Origin of the sequence: Methylobacillus sp. (assembly GCF_036844465.1) — a bacterium.
Lineage (GTDB): Bacteria > Pseudomonadota > Gammaproteobacteria > Burkholderiales > Methylophilaceae > Methylobacillus.
Genome location: NZ_DAIUFW010000003.1, coordinates 112,575 through 131,211, shown reverse-complemented (window position 1 = coordinate 131,211; position 18,637 = coordinate 112,575). Strand labels below are relative to the sequence as shown.

General features: G+C 56.7%; 19 protein-coding genes. 7 read left to right on the top strand and 12 right to left on the bottom strand.

From position 1 onward, the window contains the following. The 10 genes from V7Z75_RS04990 to xseA form a co-directional block, all read right to left on the bottom strand. Positions 1-222: a helix-turn-helix domain-containing protein gene (locus V7Z75_RS04990; RefSeq protein ID WP_334107778.1), complete on the bottom strand. Its 222-nt coding sequence runs from the start codon at positions 220-222 to the stop codon at positions 1-3. A 226-nt stretch (positions 223-448) separates the two neighbouring features. After that, on the bottom strand, positions 449-811 hold the full coding sequence (locus tag V7Z75_RS04985; protein ID WP_334107521.1) for a YidH family protein: 363 nt from the start codon (positions 809-811) through the stop codon (positions 449-451). Between the two features lie 27 nt (positions 812-838). Then, positions 839-1,738: a 50S ribosomal protein L3 N(5)-glutamine methyltransferase gene (gene prmB, locus V7Z75_RS04980; RefSeq protein ID WP_334107520.1), complete on the bottom strand. Its 900-nt coding sequence runs from the start codon at positions 1,736-1,738 to the stop codon at positions 839-841. After that, a complete protein-coding gene (dapE, locus tag V7Z75_RS04975) occupies positions 1,735-2,862 on the bottom strand; it encodes a succinyl-diaminopimelate desuccinylase (protein ID WP_334107519.1) in 1,128 nt (375 codons plus the stop codon). The genes prmB and dapE overlap by 4 nt, the downstream gene beginning before the upstream one ends. Then, the gene (locus tag V7Z75_RS04970; protein ID WP_334107518.1) at positions 2,859-3,209 is read right to left on the bottom strand and encodes an ArsC family reductase; all 351 of its coding nucleotides are present in this window, start codon (positions 3,207-3,209) and stop codon (positions 2,859-2,861) included. Before V7Z75_RS04970 ends, dapE begins: the two co-directional genes overlap by 4 nt. A gap of 37 nt (positions 3,210-3,246) precedes the next feature. After that, complete coding sequence (locus V7Z75_RS04965; protein ID WP_334107517.1) at positions 3,247-5,388, bottom strand: bifunctional diguanylate cyclase/phosphodiesterase; 2,142 nt, start codon at positions 5,386-5,388, stop codon at positions 3,247-3,249. Between the two features lie 316 nt (positions 5,389-5,704). After that, positions 5,705-6,529, bottom strand: coding sequence for a 2,3,4,5-tetrahydropyridine-2,6-dicarboxylate N-succinyltransferase (dapD, locus tag V7Z75_RS04960; protein ID WP_334107516.1), 825 nt, complete (start codon positions 6,527-6,529; stop codon positions 5,705-5,707). A 77-nt stretch (positions 6,530-6,606) separates the two neighbouring features. Further along, the gene (locus V7Z75_RS04955; RefSeq protein ID WP_334107515.1) at positions 6,607-7,452 is read right to left on the bottom strand and encodes a M48 family metallopeptidase; all 846 of its coding nucleotides are present in this window, start codon (positions 7,450-7,452) and stop codon (positions 6,607-6,609) included. 80 nt (positions 7,453-7,532) lie between these two features. Beyond that, on the bottom strand, positions 7,533-9,410 hold the full coding sequence (locus tag V7Z75_RS04950; protein ID WP_334107514.1) for a potassium transporter Kup: 1,878 nt from the start codon (positions 9,408-9,410) through the stop codon (positions 7,533-7,535). A 71-nt stretch (positions 9,411-9,481) separates the two neighbouring features. Continuing rightward, positions 9,482-10,684 (bottom strand): exodeoxyribonuclease VII large subunit, encoded by a 1,203-nt coding sequence (gene xseA / locus V7Z75_RS04945; RefSeq protein ID WP_334107513.1) that lies wholly within the window; start codon positions 10,682-10,684, stop codon positions 9,482-9,484. Between the two features lie 88 nt (positions 10,685-10,772). On the opposite strand from xseA, the gene V7Z75_RS04940 reads away from it, so the two are divergent. The 3 genes from V7Z75_RS04940 (at position 10,773) to V7Z75_RS04930 (ending at position 13,319) form a co-directional block, all read left to right on the top strand. Then, the gene (locus V7Z75_RS04940; RefSeq protein ID WP_334107512.1) at positions 10,773-11,273 is read left to right on the top strand and encodes a disulfide bond formation protein B; all 501 of its coding nucleotides are present in this window, start codon (positions 10,773-10,775) and stop codon (positions 11,271-11,273) included. A gap of 47 nt (positions 11,274-11,320) precedes the next feature. After that, complete coding sequence (gene cysM, locus V7Z75_RS04935; RefSeq protein ID WP_334107511.1) at positions 11,321-12,208, top strand: cysteine synthase CysM; 888 nt, start codon at positions 11,321-11,323, stop codon at positions 12,206-12,208. Between the two features lie 121 nt (positions 12,209-12,329). Next, the gene (locus tag V7Z75_RS04930) at positions 12,330-13,319 is read left to right on the top strand and encodes a diaminopimelate dehydrogenase (RefSeq protein WP_334107510.1); all 990 of its coding nucleotides are present in this window, start codon (positions 12,330-12,332) and stop codon (positions 13,317-13,319) included. Positions 13,320-13,437: 118 nt separating this feature from the next. Here V7Z75_RS04930 and V7Z75_RS04925 read toward each other — a convergent pair whose 3' ends face one another. Then, positions 13,438-13,824, bottom strand: a complete 387-nt coding sequence (locus V7Z75_RS04925) for a pyridoxamine 5'-phosphate oxidase family protein (protein WP_334107509.1) — start codon at positions 13,822-13,824, stop codon at positions 13,438-13,440. Positions 13,825-13,857: 33 nt separating this feature from the next. Further along, a complete protein-coding gene (locus V7Z75_RS04920) occupies positions 13,858-14,667 on the bottom strand; it encodes a DODA-type extradiol aromatic ring-opening family dioxygenase (protein WP_334107508.1) in 810 nt (269 codons plus the stop codon). Between the two features lie 470 nt (positions 14,668-15,137). Here V7Z75_RS04920 and V7Z75_RS04915 point away from each other — a divergent pair, with 470 nt between their 5' ends. The 4 genes from V7Z75_RS04915 (at position 15,138) to V7Z75_RS04900 (ending at position 18,624) form a co-directional block, all read left to right on the top strand. Then, a complete protein-coding gene (locus tag V7Z75_RS04915; protein WP_334107507.1) occupies positions 15,138-15,494 on the top strand; it encodes a hypothetical protein in 357 nt (118 codons plus the stop codon). 96 nt (positions 15,495-15,590) lie between these two features. After that, positions 15,591-15,869, top strand: coding sequence for a hypothetical protein (locus V7Z75_RS04910; RefSeq protein WP_334107506.1), 279 nt, complete (start codon positions 15,591-15,593; stop codon positions 15,867-15,869). 2 nt (positions 15,870-15,871) lie between these two features. Beyond that, on the top strand, positions 15,872-17,254 hold the full coding sequence (locus V7Z75_RS04905) for a TolC family protein (RefSeq protein ID WP_334107505.1): 1,383 nt from the start codon (positions 15,872-15,874) through the stop codon (positions 17,252-17,254). After that, positions 17,254-18,624, top strand: a complete 1,371-nt coding sequence (locus tag V7Z75_RS04900) for a multicopper oxidase family protein (RefSeq protein ID WP_334107504.1) — start codon at positions 17,254-17,256, stop codon at positions 18,622-18,624. The genes V7Z75_RS04905 and V7Z75_RS04900 overlap by 1 nt, the downstream gene beginning before the upstream one ends. Positions 18,625-18,637: the final 13 nt, after the last annotated feature.

Here is an 18,637-nt window from a genome sequence, read left to right as displayed (position 1 = left end):
TCAGTTGCCTCGATTGGTGCTTGCCGAATGCTGATGAATCGTTGAAGGCTCTATGCGCTCCATTAGCTCGCCGATACTGCAGTCGAATAATGCGCATAGCTTGTCGAGCGCTGCCAGATCTACTTTCTGCGCAGTTTCTTTGTAGAGCAAGGTGACTGTGGCACGGCTCAGTCCTGTTTCTCTGGCAACATCTGATATACGCATTTTGTGCTCACCCATCATGCGGGCGAGATGGCAGCGGATCATGGTTTTTTGCCCTTACCGTCAGGAGTTGGGAAAGAATAACCGAGGATATCACGGCCTTTGAGTTTGCATGATGTTTTGCGAGCTTAAATTAAATTATGTTTGTCTGAATCACAAACCTTCATGCAGAACTTTGCTGGCGTTATGGAGGGTTGCTGTTATGGGCATCCAATATCAGTGGCGTAGTGGATGGGATGACAACCTGCTAAAACAACATCAAATCCACGGCAAGCGCAATCCCTGCGAAAGCGATAGCACAGGCCAGCACGGTTGTCAGCCAAGGCACGGGAAGCTGCGGCACGTCTTCGGGCGGCAATGATTGGACATAGCGGTGATGGTTGTATTGCGCGCAGAGGATGACGGCGGCGCCGGTGAGCACCAGGGTGACACCCAATAAATCAGACAGCCAACGGTGTTCCATCAGGTGCTCGACGGCGCCGGGCGCGAGCAGGGTGAGGAACAGGCTGAAGCGGGCGACGACGAAGCCGAGGGCCATCAATGTGATGCCGGAGCGCAGCCATGCCAGCATGGTGCGTTCGGCGGCGAAAAAGACTCTGGGATCTGACATTGTGTTTGCTCTGTGTGTTTGTCCGATTTAGGGTAGTTGTTCCTTGGTGAGCAGGAAGACGAATTCGTTGCCGGAATCCACTTCCAGCCAGGTGAACGGCAATTCAGGATAGGCTTCCAGCAAGGCATCGCGATTGTGGCCGATTTCCACTACCAAGAGGCCATTATCATTGAGATGCTGCTTGGCTTCGCGCAACAGGGTGTGGGTGTGGTCCAGTCCGGCGATACCACTGCCTAGCGCGATCTGCGGTTCATTGCGGTATTCCTCCGGCAAGGCCTCCATGGAAGGCGCATCGACATAAGGCGGGTTGCTGATGATGAGGTCGTAGGTCTTGCCGGTCAGGTTGCTGAACATGTCGGATTCGATGGCATGTACCTGGTTTTCCAGCCCATAGTGACTGATGTTGATGTCGGCGACTGCGAGTGCGTCCGGGGAGATATCCACTACATCCACTTGCGCATTGGGAAAGGCATTGGCGAGTAGCACGCCCAGGCAGCCGCTGCCGGTGCAGATGTCAGCGGCGCTTTCCACCATCTCGGGATATTCTATCCATGGGCTCAAGCCGTCCTCGAGGAGCTCGGCGATGAATGAGCGCGGCACGATGACGCGTTCGTCCACATAAAATTTGTAGCCTTTCAGCCAAGCTTCGTTGACCAGGTAGGCAGTAGGCGTGCGGTCGGTGATGCGGCGGCGGATCAGATCATGGAGGCGTGTGCGCTCGGATGGTAGCAGCCGGGCGTCGAGAAAGTTTTCCAGCGTATCGTGAGGTAGGTGCAGGGCGGACAGGATGAGCCAGACTGCTTCGTCGTAGGCGTTGTCGGTACCGTGGCCGAAGAAGATATTGGATTCTTCGAAACGGCTGACGGTAAAACGCAGCCAGTCGCGCAGGGTATGGAGTTCTTCCGTGGCAATGGGGAGTTGAATCATGTCAGCAAGGATTCCAGGGTGAGTTTGTATGCGTGTTGCAAGGGTTCAATGTCCTTGACCGCGACGCATTCGTTGAGTTTATGGATAGTGGCATTGAGCGGACCGAATTCGACTATCTGGGCCGCGATGTCGGCGATGAAGCGGCCATCTGATGTGCCGCCGCTGGTGGAGAGTTCAGGCGTCACGCCAAAAGCCTGCTTGATGGCGGAGGAAATTGCGCTGACCAGTGAGCCTTTGGGTGTGAGGAAAGGTTTTCCTGATAATTCCCACAGCAAGGTGTAGTCGAGTGCATGTTTGTCCAGAATGGCATGCACACGCTGCTTAAGGCTATCCGCAGTGCTGGCGGTGGAAAAGCGGAAATTGAAGAGGATTTCCACCTCGCCCGGCACGACATTGGTGGCACCGGTGCCGCCGTGCATATTGGAAATCTGCCAGGAGGTGGGTGGAAAGTATTCGTTGCCCTCGTCCCAGACGGTTTCCACCATATCCTTGATCGCAGGCGCTACCAGGTGAATGGGGTTTTTGACCAAGTGAGGGTAGGCGATATGGCCTTGTATCCCCTTGACTGTCAGTCTGCCGGAAAGCGAACCGCGGCGCCCATTCTTGATCATGTCGCCGACGACCTGACTGGAAGTGGGCTCGCCGACGATACAGTAATCGATCAGCTCATTGCGTGCTTTCAGCGTTTCCACTATCTTGACGGTACCATTGATGGCAATGCCTTCTTCATCGGAAGTGATGATGAGGCCGATGGAGCCGGGATGGTTTGGATGCTCAGTAATAAAGGCTTCGATTGCGGTGATGAAGGCTGCGAGCGAGGTTTTCATGTCGGCGGCGCCACGGCCATACAACATGCCATCCTTGATGGTGGGTTCGAACGGCGGCGTGTGCCATTGCTCAAGCGGGCCGGTAGGTACGACGTCCGTGTGCCCGGCGAATACGAGCAAAGGCCCGCTGGTACCGCGCCGTGCGTAGAAATTATCCACATCGCCGAAGCGCATACGTTCTATCCTGAATCCCAGCGGCTTCAGCCGTGAGATCAGCAACTCCTGGCAACCCTGGTCGTCAGGGGTGACGGATCGACGGGAAATCAGCTCCTTGGCGAGTTCCAGCGTCTTGCTCATGCGCTGAACAGCTCTTCATAGGCTGCCTCTGTGAAACCAAGATGAAGAATCTGGCCATCCTTAACCAATACCGGGCGCTTGATGACGGAAGTTTTTTCCTGCATGAGCTGGATGGCAGAGGCGTTGTCGGTAACGGCTGATTTCTCGGCATCGCTCAAGCCGCGCCAAGTCATGCCCGCGCGGTTGACCAGCTTTTCCCATTCGATCTGGCTCAGCCATTGACCGAGCGTGTCTGCGCTAATGCCGGATTTCTTGAAATCGTGGAATTCATAGGTCACGCCGTGCTCATCAAGCCAGTGGCGTGCCTTCTTGACTGTATTGCAGTTGGGGATACCGTAAAGCTTCATATGTGCGCATCTTGATGATAAATGCGCACATTCTACACTAGCGTATTGAGAGCGAAGCGGTCTGTTGGCCCTGATACATAATGCTCACGGGCCGGAGCGGACCTGTATAGCCGGATTGCGATTCTATGTTGCGGGCTTGCAGCAATTCGATCAATTGGGATTGGTAGACCGGCTTGGCACAGAAAAAGCCCTGGATTTCATCGCAATCAAGGCTGAGCAGGATATTGCGTTCTTCCTGGGTAGTGACATTTTCTGCCGATACCTGGAGCTGCTGGGCATGGGCCAGTTCAATGATAGCGCCAGCGATAGCACGGGTTTTCGGGTTGCTGACGATATCCTGGGTAAAGCTGCGGTCGAGCTTGAGCGCTTTCAGGTGCAAATGTTGCAGATAAGGCAAGCTGGAGGAACCGGTGCCAACATTTTCCTGGTGGATATTGATGCTGATTGCGGGCAAGCGATTCAACAGGTCTGAATAGTGCTCTGGCATCTGCATGAATGCCGATTCCGTTATTTCAAAAATTAATGCATCTTTTGGCAAGCCAAAGCGTTCAAGCATGGCAGCCACGTATTGCTCCAGCTGGGGGTCGTGCAGTTGGGACACAGCAAGCGGCAGGTAGACCGGGATATGGATTTGTTGCTGACGCAGTTCCTGAATGCTGTGGTAACTTTGTTCCAGTATCCATTGGTTGATATCGCCGATCAACCCCAGTGACTCTGCCATCGGGATGAAAGTGGCAGGTGGAATGGCCCCTTTGGTGGGGTGTAGCCAGCATGCCTGAATTTCCAGACTGCTGATGGTGTTATCCAAAGTATTCTTGCGTTGCTCGAAATAGAGCGTCATTTCCTGGTTGGCAATGGCATGACGCAGCTCTTGCTGGGTTTCCAGGATATCGAAAGAGGCAGGCTCCAGCTTTTCATCAAAAAAGCGGAATCTATAAAAGTCATCGGCTTGCACGCGATACATGGCAGCCTCTGCATAGGTCAGCAGCCGGTCGGCGTCGCCATGTTGGGGATAAAGGGCAAGCCCAGCTCGCACAGCAAACACGATATTGTGTTTATCAACATGGAAAGTGGAGTTGAGTGACTGCATGACTCTTTCCATCACTGGCGAGATATCCTGCGTTTGCCTGATATCCTCGAACAGGACAAAAAACTCCCCATTGCCATGATAGGTAGCCATGTCGCAGCCGCGAATGGCATCCTGGATGTGTTTGGCGGCAATCTGGAGGGCTGTGTCATTGATATGTTGCCCAAGCGTTTGTTTTATCTGTTCCAGGTTTTCCAGCTTGATCATGGCTACGGCCAATGCAGTTCCCAGGCGCGAAGTGCGGCGGATGCCAATCTCTAAGTGATGCTGGAAATACTGCTGGTTGGGAAGCTGGGTGTGATCGTCCAGCATGTGCATGCGTCTGAGCTTAGACTGGGTATCGTTCGACAGCCAATTGCCTTGGTCATCATTGCGGGAATCCATGACGGCCAGAAGTGAGGCTATCAGAAGCAGCGTGCATATTCCCAGTGCAACCATGACGGCAAACAGGCTGGGCTGCAACGTGGAAACCGATGTGCAGAATGCATCAGGTGCGATCTGAGCAGCGGACATGCCAGTGAAATGCATGCCCGCGATACCGGTGGCCATGATGCCTGCCGCAAGGGCTTTGGAATTCGTGCTATGTGTCTGAGATGTATGCCCAGCCTTGAACATGCATGCAAGCGCGATGATGGATGACGCAATCGCGATAGCCACGGACAAGGTTACCAATGAGGTGTCGTAAGTAATCTCGGGAAACATTTGTATGGCATGCATGCCGGTATAGTGCATGGCGCTGATGCCCGCGCCCATGACAATGCCTGCAACCAGCAACACTTTTGGGTTGAGGCGTGGTTTGCTGGCGATATCGAGTGCTATCCATGACACGCTGATGGCGATCAGCCATGACAATGCTGTTTCGTCAAACGAGTAACCCATGGGGATAGGCAGAGACCAAGCCAGCATGCTGATGAAGTGCATGGCCCAGATACCGGAACCCATGGCAATCGCGCCCAATATCATCCAGGCTGTTGCTGAATTGCTGCCGCGGCTGCGTGCCACGCGGCTTGTGAACATGAATGCAGTCAGGGATGAGATAAATGCAATCACAATGGCGAGTAACACCAACTTGTAATCGTAATTGCCTGTCATGCTGTTTCCCTTCGCCTAGCAAGGTAATGTAGAACAATCCTTAACTGGCAACTTTTGTGCCGCTAGGCGATGCGGATGCTGTAACAGATGAGATGGGAGAAAGGTAATTATTTTTTTATAATAAAAACAAGTATCTATGAAGATCAGTGGAAGAGTGTGAGTGAGAGGAGTAGAGGTGTCAGGAGAATAGCCAACAGGAGGAATTGTTGGAGCCTCGACGCCACTGTCAGGATATTGACAACCTAAAAAGTCGGGCCTGGGTACGTTAGATAACGCTACCCAGGCCCGACTGGAATAATGCGGATGGGACGGCTACTTAAATACCGCGCAGCAGTTCGTTGATGCCGACCTTGCCTAAGGTCTTCGCATCAACTTTCTTGACGATGACGGCACAGTAAAGGCTGTAGCTGCCATCCTTGGATGGTAGATTGCCTGAAACGACCACGGAACCGGCAGGCACGCGACCATAGAAAATCTCGCCGGTTTCACGGTCGTAAATCTTGGTGCTCTGGCCGATGTAAACACCCATGGAGATTACGCAATTGTCTTCCACAATCACGCCTTCGACCACTTCGGAACGCGCACCGATGAAGCAGTTATCGCCAATGATGGTTGGGCCTGCCTGCACGGGTTCCAGCACGCCGCCGATACCGACGCCGCCTGAAAGGTGCACGTTCTTGCCGATCTGGGCGCAGGATCCGACGGTAGCCCAGGTGTCGACCATGGTGCCTTCGCCGACATAAGCGCCGATATTGACGTAGGACGGCATCAGCACGGCATTTTTGGCGATGAAGGAGCCGCGGCGCACGATGGCGTTCGGTACGACACGGAAGCCGCCGGCCTTGAAATCCTCTTCGGTGTAACCGGCAAACTTGGGTGGAACCTTGTCGAAGTACTTGGTGACGCCGTCATCGAGCAATACGTTGTCTTCGAGGCGGAAGGAGAGCAATACGGCTTTCTTGATCCATTGATGCGTGATCCAGTTCTGGCCGTCAGTACGCTCAGCCACACGCAGTTTACCGCTGTCGAGGTCGGCGATTACGCTGAATACGGCATCTCTGATTTCTGCGCTGGCAGTGGCTGGGGTGATCTCGGCACGACGCTCGAATGCGTCTTCAATAATGGATTGCAAGTTGCTCATCAAAATTCCTAGGGGTCGCTTCAGATAAAAACGATATTTTATCTGAAAACGACCTCTGGATTGGACAATTGCAGGCCTTATTTACCTTGCTTTTTTGCTTGTTCGTACAATGGCATGACGGCTGGAATCAGACGTTTGATATCGGCCATGCGCGATTCGTCGGAAGGGTGGGTGCTGAGCATTTCAGGCGGTTTGTCCCCGCCCAGCGCGCTCATTTTCTGCCAAAGCGTCAGCGCCGCATTCGGGTTGTAGCCCGCGCGCGCAGCAAGCTCAAGGCCGATTTCATCGGCTTCATGCTCGGCGGTACGACTGTTGGGCAGGGTGAGTGCCACGGCGGCAAGGGTGCCACCCAGCGCCAGGGTTTGCGTGGCGTTGTCCGCATTCTTGGTGCTGAGGCCAACGACGGCGGCCAGCCCGAGCAGGCCGTATTGCTGCGCCTTGGCGCGCGACATCTGCTCACGCACGTGTTCGCGCAGGGCATGGGCAATTTCGTGTCCCATCACAGCAGCGAGCTCGTCATCGCTAGGCTTGATCTGGTCGATCAGTCCGGTATACACCATGATCTTGCCGCCTGCCATGCAGTAGGCGTTGACTTCCTTGCTCTCCTGCACATTGATTTCCCATTTCCAGTTCGGGGCATCCGGGCGGAACACGCCGACATGGGCAATCAACTTATTGCCAATATTGCGGACACGCTTGGTTTCCGCGCTGTCGGTGTTCAGGAGTTTCTTGGTTTGCGCTTCCTTGACGGTTTGCTGGTAGGCCAGGGCGGACTGCTCCACGGCTTCCTGTTCGGAAACAAGCCCGACGTATTGTTTGCGGTCGACGCCCACATTACCACTGTTGGTGGTGCTGACAGTGGTGCAACTGGTGAGCTGAGTGAACAGCAGGGCGGACAATGCCAGTGTGATGGATTTTTTCATGTATACAACCTCTTTCAAAACCTGGGTTCAAGCATCAGGATGTCATTCTAGACGGGCAGGAGAGAGCCGACAATCCTTGATTACAAGGTGACCTGCGCGCCCAGCTCGATGACGCGGTTTGGCGGCAGTTTGAACTGGCTGGTGATGCTGTCTGCATTACGGAACATGCCTGCAAACAGCTTGTTGCGCCAATAGGCCATGCCGGAGTGGCGGCTGACGATCAGTGTTTCCTTGCCAATAAAGAACGAGGTTTCCATGGCATCGAGCTCAAGACCGAACTGCCGGGTCAAGGCAAGGTCGCGCGGCAGGTCGGGATCGTCCTTGAAGCCGTAGTTCACCGTGATGCGATAAAAGCCGTGAGGCAGCTCTTCCAGCCCCAGGCGGCTGCGCTCCTCGACATAGGGCACGTCGGCGATATGCACGGTGAGCAGGATATTGCGCTCGTGCAGTATTTTGTTGTGTTTGAGGTTGTGCAACATGGCGTGGGGCACGCCATGCGGATTGGGCGTCATGAAAATGCCGGTGCCTTCCACGTGCTGGGGCGGATGGGCGCCGATGGCTGCGATAAAGGGCTCCAGCAGCATGGCTTCCTCATGCAGACGGCCAAGCAGCAGGTCGCGCCCGTGCTTCCAGGTGGTCATCAGGGTGAAGATGACGATACCGATCAGGATGGGCATCCAGCCGCCATCCGGAATTTTCAGGATATTGGCGCTGAAGAACGCAAGGTCGATGACGAGGAACAGGCTTACCAATGCCAGCGTGCGTAGCCAGCCCCAGTGCCAGATACCATGGAACACGATACCCGCGAGCAGGGTGGTGAACAGCATGTTGCCGGTGACGGCGATGCCATAAGCGGCGGCCAGGTCGCCTGATGAGCCAAAGCCGACGACCAGCGCCATGACCGCAACCATCAGGCTCCAGTTGATATAGGGCATGTAGATCTGGCCTTTTTGCTGCGCCGAAGTGTGTAGTATGCGCATGCGCGGCAGATAGCCTAGCTGTAATGCCTGCGCCGAGATGGAGAAGGCGCCTGAAATTACGGCCTGCGACGCGATCACGGTCGCCAGCGTTGCCAAGGCGATGAGAGGATAGATCATCCATTCGGGTGCCAGCAGGTAGAAAGGGTTCTTGATGGCTTCCGCGTCATGCAGCACCAGTGCGCCCTGGCCGAAATAGTTCAAGACCAGCGCGGGCAGGACGAAGCTGAACCAGGCATAGCGGATCGGCCTAGGGCCGAAATGCCCCATGTCTGCATACAGGGCTTCCACCCCGGTGACTGCCAGCACTACGGAACCGAGCGCGACGAAGGCGACCCAGGGCGCGTTGAAAAAAAACTGCACGGCATAGAAGGGGTTGAGCGCATATAGCACCCTGGGCTCGTGCAGGATATTGACGATGCCCAATCCCGCCAGCGTTGCAAACCACAATAGCATGACAGGGCCGAACAAGGCGCCCGCTACCGCCGTGCCCTTGCTTTGCAGCCAGAACAGGATAAACAGGATGATCAGCGTCACCGGCACGATGAACTGTTCCAGCGCGGGTGCGGCTACTCCGACCCCTTCGATTGCCGACAGCACCGAGATGGCTGGCGTAATCATGCCGTCGGCGTAGAACATGCAGGCGCCCAGGATCCCCGCATACATCACCGTGCGCTTGCGCTCGCCCTTGAGGTTGCGGCTGGCGAGTGCCAGCAACGCCATGATGCCGCCTTCGCCATTGTTGTCGGCACGCATGACGAACATGGTGTATTTCAGGGATACCACGAGGATGAATGACCAAAGGATCAAGGCCAGAATGCCAAAGACATTATCGTGCGTTAGCGGTACCGGGTGCGGGCTTACCGCGAACACTTCCTTCATCGTATAAAGCGGGCTGGTGCCGATGTCGCCAAAGACCACCCCCAGCGCAGCCAGCGCTAGCAGGGGAAGGGCAGGTTTGTGATTGCCGCAAGGTTGCATATGGCGTGGAATGAAAATTTTCCGCCATTCTACGCCTCTGCAGGCATTTGGGCGTGAGCTGTGTGGCGCTCTTATGTTTCGCTGGTGGCGCGGATGTCGGCCTGGGCGCTGCCGCGGCCCAAGGTGAGCTTGACCTGGTCGCCCGGCGCGAGCTGCGCGCTGTCCTGCACCAGTTCGCCATCCAGTTTTTCCACCAATGCATAGCCGCGTTGCAGCACCGCACTGGGGTTGAGGTGGGCGAGGCTTTGCTGCAATCCTGACAGGCGTTGTTGCTGCCGCTGCAGTTGCCGGGCCATGGCGTGCGTCAGGCGCAGTTGCAATTGCTGCAGGTGCTGTTGCTGGTGTTGCACCTGCTGCATGGGCGAGAGCAGGCGGCGGCTTAAATAGTCGAGTTGCTGGCTGCGCTGGTCGATACGGTTCTGCATGGCGCGTGCCAGCCGCTCGCGGTAGAGCTGCAGGCCGCGCAGCAGCGCTTGGCGGTCTGGTGTGGCAAGCTCGGCGGCAGCGGTCGGCGTGGGCGCGCGTACGTCGGCGACGAAATCGGCGATCGTGAAGTCGGTTTCATGTCCGACGGCGCTGATGACCGGCAGGCGGCAGGCATGGATGGCGCGCGCGACGATTTCCTCGTTGAACTGCCACAAGTCCTCGATGCTGCCGCCGCCACGGCAAACAATCAGCACATCGCATTCCGTACGAGCATCAGCGGTGCGGATGGCTTGCGCAATCAGGGCGGCAGCGCCCTTGCCCTGCACCGGTGTGGGGTAGATGACGACATTGACAGCAGGCATGCGCCGCCTGAGCGTGGTCAGCACGTCGCGCAGCGCGGCGGCATCGGGCGAGGTGACGATCCCGATCTGGCGAGGATGGGTCGGGATGGCCTGCTTGTGCTCGGTTGCGAACAAGCCTTCCGTATTCAGTTGGGCCTTGAGTTTTTCATAAGCCTCGTACAAGGTGCCCAGCCCCGCGCGTTGCAGGAATTCTATGGTGAGCTGAAAATCGCCTCGCGCCTCGTACAGCGTCACCACCGCGCGCGCCTCCACCTTGTCGCCCTCGCGCGGAATCCAGTCCAGGTAGGCGTTGCGGCCGCGGAACATCACGCAGCGCACCTGCGCGCCCTGATCCTTGAGCGAGAAATACCAATGGCCGGAGGCGGCGCGGGTCAGGTTGGAGATTTCGCCGCTGATCCAGAACAAGGGGAAGCTCTGTTCCAGTAGTTCACGCGCCATGCGGTTGAGCTCGCTGACGCTGAGGATGCGTTGGGGGATATCTGACATGTGGGAGCCGGTGTTAAAGCAGGTTGGTGCTAACCAGGCTGTATCCGTTACAATTGCGAGACTTTTATTATAAGTGCTGGGAATGTTTATGTGTAACAAGCTGTTTTCTGGTCGTCGCGGGTATTTCCTTGGCTTTATCGCAAGTTTCGGCCTGGTGGGCCTGGCCTTGTTCCTGCAGCAGCAATACCACCTCGAACCCTGTCCCTTGTGCATTTCCCAGCGCATCGCCTTTATGGCGCTCGGGCTGCTGTTCCTGATTGCAGCCCTGCATAACCCCGGCAATATCGGCAGGAAGGTGTATGGCCTGGTGCATGTCGCTGCAGCGGTCACCGGCATTGGTATTGCCGCACGCCATATCTGGATCCAGGCCAACCCGGAGAAAGTCATGGCGGAGTGTGGTGCCGGATTCGATTACATCATGGAGACCTTCCCGCTGAAAAAAGCGCTGGACCTGATCTTCAAGGGCACAGGCGAATGCTCGGCGATGGACTGGACTATGTTTGGCCTGACCATCCCGCAGCTTTCCCTGATCGCATTTGCCGTCCTGGGCCTGTTTGCCATCGTATTAGCCTTCAGCAAGAAGGCTTGAGTAAATTCCCGGGCGAGCATGGCTGGCCCACCAACGACTGAATGAACATGTATAAAACCCTGGAAGATTTCGTAGGTAACACGCCGCTGGTCAAATTGCAGCGCATGGCGGGCAAGACCAGCAACACCATACTGCTCAAGCTCGAAGGCAACAATCCCGCTGGCTCGGTCAAGGACAGGCCCGCGCTGTCCATGATCCTGCGCGCCGAGGAGCGCGGCGACATCAAGCCCGGCGATACCCTGATCGAGGCCACCTCCGGCAACACCGGCATCGCCCTTGCCATGGTGGCGGCCATGCGCGGCTACAAGATGGTGCTGGTCATGCCGGACAACCAAACCCTGGAACGCCGCCAGAGCATGAAGGCCTACGGCGCTGAACTGGTGCTGACGCCCAAGGATGGCAGCATGGAGCTGGCGCGCGATGTGGCGCTCAAGCTGCAGGCTGAAGGCGAGGGCATCGTGCTCGACCAGTTCGGCAACCCGGACAATCCGCTGGCGCATTATGAAAGCACCGGCCCGGAAATCTGGCGCGACACCGCGGGCAAGGTCACGCACTTCGTCTCCAGCATGGGCACCACCGGCACCATCATGGGCACCTCGCGCTATCTCAAGGAACAGAATCCCGATATCCAGGTGATCGGCGTGCAGCCGGAAGAGGGTGCGCAGATTCCCGGCATCCGCAAATGGCCGGAAGAATACCTGCCCAGCATCTTTGACCCGAGCCGCGTGGACAGCCTCCTCTACGTCAACCAGGAAAACGCCGAAAAAACCACGCGACGGCTGGCGCAGGAAGAAGGCATCTTCGCCGGCATCTCCTCCGGCGGCGCGCTCCATGCCGCGCTGCAACTCTCCAAGAAAGTGGAAAACGCCGTGATTGTGACAATCGTCTGTGATCGTGGCGACCGGTATCTTTCCACCGGGGTGTTTCCTGCGTAGATATTCGCATCTAAATATTGACTGATGTATCAGTCAGGCTCCTTCGCTGAGAGTAGATTATCTCCCTGGGCGGCCTGCCGCATGGAGGTTTTCAGCGTTAGAAGGTTAAAGAAAGGTTTTTATGAATAGCAAGCAAATCCGTATCGGCATTGCCGGTTACGGCAACTTGGGGCGCGGCGTTGAGGCCGCGATTGCAAAGAATCCCGACATGGCGCTGGTCGGCGTGTTTACTCGCCGGGCGCCTGAATTGGTCAAGACACTTTCAGCGCAGACGCCGGTGCATGCCATTGCGGATTTGCCCGATTACCGCGATGTGATCGATGTCTTGATTCTGTGCGGCGGTTCCAAGGACGATCTGCCGCACCAGGGGCCGGAAATGGCGGCGATGTTCAATATCGTCGATAGCTTCGATACCCACGCGCGCATTCCCGAATATTTCGCTGCTGTCGATGCTCCGGCGCAGGCAAACCGCAAGACGGCGCTGATCGCTATCGGCTGGGATCCGGGCATGTTTTCCATCAATCGACTGTACGGCGAAGCCTTGCTGCCCGATGGCGCAACTTACACCTTCTGGGGCAAAGGGCTCAGCCAAGGCCACTCGGATGCCATCCGCCGCGTGCCTGGCGTCAAGGCGGGCGTGCAATATACGCTGCCCTCATTGGAAGCCATCGAACAGGTGCGCAGCGGCGCGCGCCCTGAATTGACCACACGCCAGAAGCACACGCGTGAATGCTTCGTGGTGCTGAGCGAAGGCGCAGACGCGGCAGCCGTCGAGCAGGCTATCGTCACCATGCCCAACTATTTCGCCGATTACGACACCACGGTGCATTTCATCAGTGAGGAAACCCTACGCGAAGAACACAACAGCATGCCTCACGGCGGCTTTGTCATCCGCAGCGGCAACACCAGCGAAGCCAACGCCCAAGTGATCGAATACTCGCTGCAACTGGACAGCAACCCCGAGTTTACCTCTAGCGTTCTGGTCGCATATGCCCGTGCCGCCTATCGTCTGAGCGAGCAGGGTCAGTTCGGCGCCAAAACTGCCTTTGATGTCGCGCCCGGACTATTGTCGATCAAGTCCCCGGCGCAATTACGCGAGGAATTGCTCTAAAAGTATTACGGCAGGTTGAAATGGCTGAGCGGCAGCCGGGGTAAAAGCAGTTATTGGCTTTAAAGCCTTTGCATTAGCTGCGTGGTGTCAGGGAGTGGTCCAGCATGTGTCCCTGGATTTACTGAGGCGTTAAGTTGATTTCCACGCAGTCTGCTCCGCAGTTTCCCCGTTTATCAGGTGAAGTGGCAGAGCGGGGCCGATGCAGCACTGCGCGTGTCGGGATGATGCTTAGCGACTCACCAATCACGGTAGCCTGTCCATCGACGATCAACGAATAATCCGCTTCGGATTGTGGCGGCCAAACCAGGCCGACAGTAGATCGTGCTAGCGTATTGTGGCGTGTGCGGCTACCTATATGGTTGATCACCAACTTGTTATCTTGCAGGGTTGCTGCCACTTGTACTGCATGTGGTGTGCCTTGATCAGTGACAGTCATCAGGTAAGCAAAGCGGTAACGTGATATGGCCTCTGCCAGTTCCTTCAATTCTACTGGGATGCTCATCATTGATTCCTTTATGCTGAATGCGCTGGGAGGTAATTAATCTTCTACTTCCCAGAGATACATGCTCGACTTCTTGTTGAGAATCTGGAGCTCATATGCGCTAGAACATGCTGCCCCGGCAAAGCCATAGCACACATGCAAGGGGAGCAAGTGCTCCTGCTGCGGCTGGCAATAGCGCGCGAAAGGCGCCGACTCCCAATTTTCCAGCCTCAGCATTCTTTCCTCTTCCGTTAGGTTCTTATCCGAACAAGTTTCTAGCAGCCATTGCTCGAATGCATGATTCATGGCCCTTGATTCATCGGTTTCTGGAGAGAAGAATGCCCGCATGTTGTGAAAAGAAAAACCAGAACCAATCATGAGTAACGACGGGTCAGCCAAGGCTTGTAAAGCTTGTCCCAGCTTGATGTGCTCGGCAGCATCCAAATTATCGATTAACGATAACTGCACGCACGGGATATCAGCCTCCGGATACATGATGGTCAATGGAACAAACAAGCCATGATCAAAACCTCTGGATTCATCAAGGACTGCATCGATGCCAGCACTTTCAAGCTCTTGGGTGATGGCCTGCGCCAGTTGCGGATTACCTGGACAGGGATATTGGATTTCATAGGTTTCCCTGGGGAAGCCGCTGTAGTCATATATCAGCCCAGGATTGCGGCCCGCGGTGATCGTCGGACGCCGTTCCTCCCAATGCGCGCTGACCATGAGAATGGCAGATGGTTTTGCGATAGTGGTTGCAATGTTTTTCAACAGAGAGACCATCTCTGCGTGAGCCGGATCCCCCAGAAGGGGCATGGGGCCACCTCCATGAGATAAGAATAGTGCGCGACGTTGGTTTTTCACTGATTTGATCTTATTGAAGCTTGACTCTTGAATTATGCCTCATTCACAGAGGTATGGAATCTCGAAATTCTTTATGTGTCATGGAGCTAATAGGTAAGAAGTTAGAACTGATTATTGATGCAATATTACGACTTACATGTATCGTCTTGAAGTTATTGCCGTAGTTGATTCTTTGATTTCGTGAATATAACTGTAACTTAATGAGTCAAAATAATTTTTTGGTGTTTTGTTCATTTTGAATGGATCGAAGGAGACTGACCCCTTTGATTCTGTCTTTGATTCTGCAACGGCGGGAACGGGGTGTCTGCCTCCAATGCGCGCACCAGGCCGCCGGGCAGCCGGTAGTATTGATGGCTCATCTGGAATGACGGGGCGCGTACTTGAGGAGGCAGCAGGAATGCAGCATGGACCAAGCTTAACACAATGCCGCCGTGCTTTGCTGGGCGTACCGGTTGTGTTATTGTGCCCGCATGAGTGCCTACCGCTTCATCGTCCTGTTGCTGTTGACCGTATTCCTGGCGGATACGGTGATGGCCAGCGCAGCCCTGCACTTGCCGGCCGCTATGTCTGCCAATGCGCAGCCCGGTGCGCATCAGCATCAGGGGCATCACGATGTGATGCAGCATGATGACAAGGCGCAACCGCACGAACATGGCTGCAGGAATTGCCATAACTGCCTGTCATGCTTCAGCGCATTGCCCGTTTCCCTTTATATGGCGGCGCCGGAATTGCCCCGTGCCCGGGTGAACAGCGAAGTCACTACCATTTACCTTCCGCCTGCGCTCGCGCCATTGCAGCGACCGCCTATTACCCTGCTTTTCATCTGAACCCTGGAAAGGCTGCTTTGTTGCTGCCTGATACCGTATGCTTGCCTGATTTTTTCCACTGCCAGGCAAGCGCCAGACTCACGAATGGAGAGCATCATGCGATTCAACCCAATGCTGGCGGCCTTGTGCTGCCTGTGCTTTGTCCTGCCTGCCATAGCAGCGGAAACCGCCACCCCAGGCCCGACGCTGCAATATGAGCGAGCGCTCAAGCAATACCGCAAATTCGATCACGGTGGTGCCGCTTCATCAACAGATGATCACCAGCGCCATAACCCCCATGATGACCATGCCGGACATGACAAGCCCCTGCCTGGGCCTCACGAGCAGATGCCGCATGACGAACATGCCGGGCATCAGCACATGCACGGAGAATAACCATGGCCAGACTGTTTTCCGGGCAAAGCATATCCTGTCTTGCCGTCATAGCCGGCCTGCTTTCCGGCTGCGCCACATTCAGCCCCGACGGCGGCATGGAGGATGTGCATACCACGGTGCGCCAGCATATCAAGCAGGATGTCGCCTTGATGGATGCGGGAGGGACAGCACTGCGGCAGCGCCTGGATGAATTGCGCGCCAAGCCGCTGGGGATAGAAGAGGCAGTGCAGCTTGCATTGCTAAACAACCGCGGATTGAGGGCCGGGTTTGCCAGGCTGGGAATAGCCGAGGCGGATCTGGTGCAGGCGGGGCGGCTGCCCAATCCGCGTTTTTCCATGCTTTACGCCCGGCATGACGGCGAATACAAGATAGAACAGTCGTTCACCTTCAATATTTTTTCCTTGTTGACCATGCCCCAGGCGCGCGCTGTCGAGCAGCAACGTTTCGCGCAGGCGAGGCGGAAAACCAGCCTGCGGGTGCTGGCCTTGGCGCAGGCAACGCGCCAGACCTGGGTGGAGGCGGTGGCGGCGGAACAGGCCGTGCGCTATGCCGAGCAGGTAATGCAGGCGGCGGAGGCGGCAGCGGAGCTGGCGCGGCGCATGCGCGAGCAGGGCAACTGGAGCACGCTTGACCAGGCGCGGGAGCAGGGCTTCTATGCCGATGCGGCATTGGAGTATGCCGTGGCGCGGGAGTATCAGCAGCTTGCCCGCGAACGCCTGGCAAGCGTGCTCGGACTGGCGGATAGCCATCAGTTCACGCTGCCGCCGCGCCTGCCTGATTTGCCGAAAGAAGAGGACGAGCTGCTGCAGGTGCAACAGCAGGCATTCCTGCAGCGGCTGGATTTGCAGGCCATGCGTGCCGAAGTGGATGCGCTGGCGAAACAGCTGGGCCTGGATAAGGCCACGCGCTTCATCAACGTGCTGGATATTGGTCCGGCCCGCGTATTGGAAGGGCGGCGCGGCGAAGCTTACAAGAAAGGGGTGACCCTGGGTTTCGAGCTGCCGTTGTTTGACTGGGGCGAAGCCCGCGTGAAGCGTGCCGAGGCAATGTATACCGAGGCGCTGGAGCGCACTGCTCAGATGGCGGTCGATGCAGAGGCTGAGGTGCGCGCCGCCCATACGCGTTACCGCGCGCGCTATGAAATGGCTCGCCATGTCCAGGACGAGATCGTGCCATTGCGCAAACGCATCCTGCAGGAAAACCAATTGCGTTACAACGGCATGCTGTTGAGCGCGTTCGAGTTACTTTCAAGCGTCCGGGAACAGGTGGGCAGCGTGAAGCAATATATCGATGCCGTACGCGATTTCTGGCTCGCGGATGCCAGTTTGACCATGGCGATGGCCGGGCCCGTAGCTTGGATGGATGTGGAAGGGAGGGGAGAGTAATGCTGAATCGACGTGAATTTTTCAAACTGGGAGCGGCAGCGGTGGCTGCCAGTACCGTCAGCAAAGTGGCGATGGCGGCCCTGCCGGAAATCGCCAGTATGCAGAACGCCGAAACGCAGGTGCCGCCCGCGTCCGGCAATGGCCGTCCGTTCCACCCGGTAGTGACCTTGAACGGCTGGAGCCTGCCCTGGCGCATGCGCGACGGCGTCAAGGAGTTCCACCTGGTGGCGGAGCCCGTGGTGCGGGAGATTGCGCCGGGCATGCAGGCGCATTTGTGGGGCTATAACGGGCAGAGCCCGGGGCCGACGATTGAAGTGGTGGAAGGCGACAGGGTGCGCATCTATGTCACTAACCGCCTGCCAGAACCGACCAGCGTCCATTGGCACGGGCAGCGCCTGCCCAACGGCATGGATGGTGTGAGCGGTCTCACGCAGCCTGCGATTCCCAGCGGCAAGACCTTTGTCTATGAGTTTACAGCCAGACGCGCAGGCACTTTTATGTACCATCCGCATACCGATGAAATGGTGCAGATGGCGATGGGCATGATGGGGTTCTGGGTCACGCACCCGAAAAATCCAGACTTCATGCGCGTGGACCGCGATTATGTCTTTCTCATCAATGCCTATGACATTGACCCAGGCAGTTACACGCCCAAAGTGGCGACCATGCTGGAACACAACCTCTGGACCTTCAACAGCCGCGTGTTCCCCGGCATCGCGCCCATGGTGGCAAGGCAAGGGGAGAAAGTACGCATCCGCGTCGGTAACCTCAGCATGACCAACCACCCCATCCACCTGCATGGACATGAATTCGTCGTTGCCGGCACGGATGGCGGCTGGACGCCGCCCGCCTCACGCTGGCCGGAGGTCACCACGGACATTTCCGTGGGGCAGATGCGCGCGATTGAACTGATTGCCGACGAACCCGGCGACTGGGCATTCCATTGCCACAAGAGCCATCACACCATGAACGCCATGGGGCACCAGGTGCCGACCATGATAGGCGTGGAGCAGCGCGACCTAGTGGAAAAAATCACGCAGGTATTGCCGGACTATATGCCCATGGGCAAAGACGGCATGGCGGAAATGGGCGAGATGACCATGCCGCTACCGGAAAACACCTTGCCCATGATGAGCGGGCAGGGGCCGTTTGGCAGCCTGCACATGGGCGGCATGTTCACCACGTTCAAGGTCAGGGCCGGATTGAAAGCCGGAGATTACCGCGATCCCGGCGACTACCAGCATCCGACGGGAACAATCGCGTACGAAGTCGAGGTGGAAGAAGCATCAATGATCAAGCGTGCGCCAGCTCCCGAACCCGACGGGCATGAGCTGCAGGTGCGCAAGCCTCATGCGCATGACGGGCATTGAGGCTGGCGGCAGG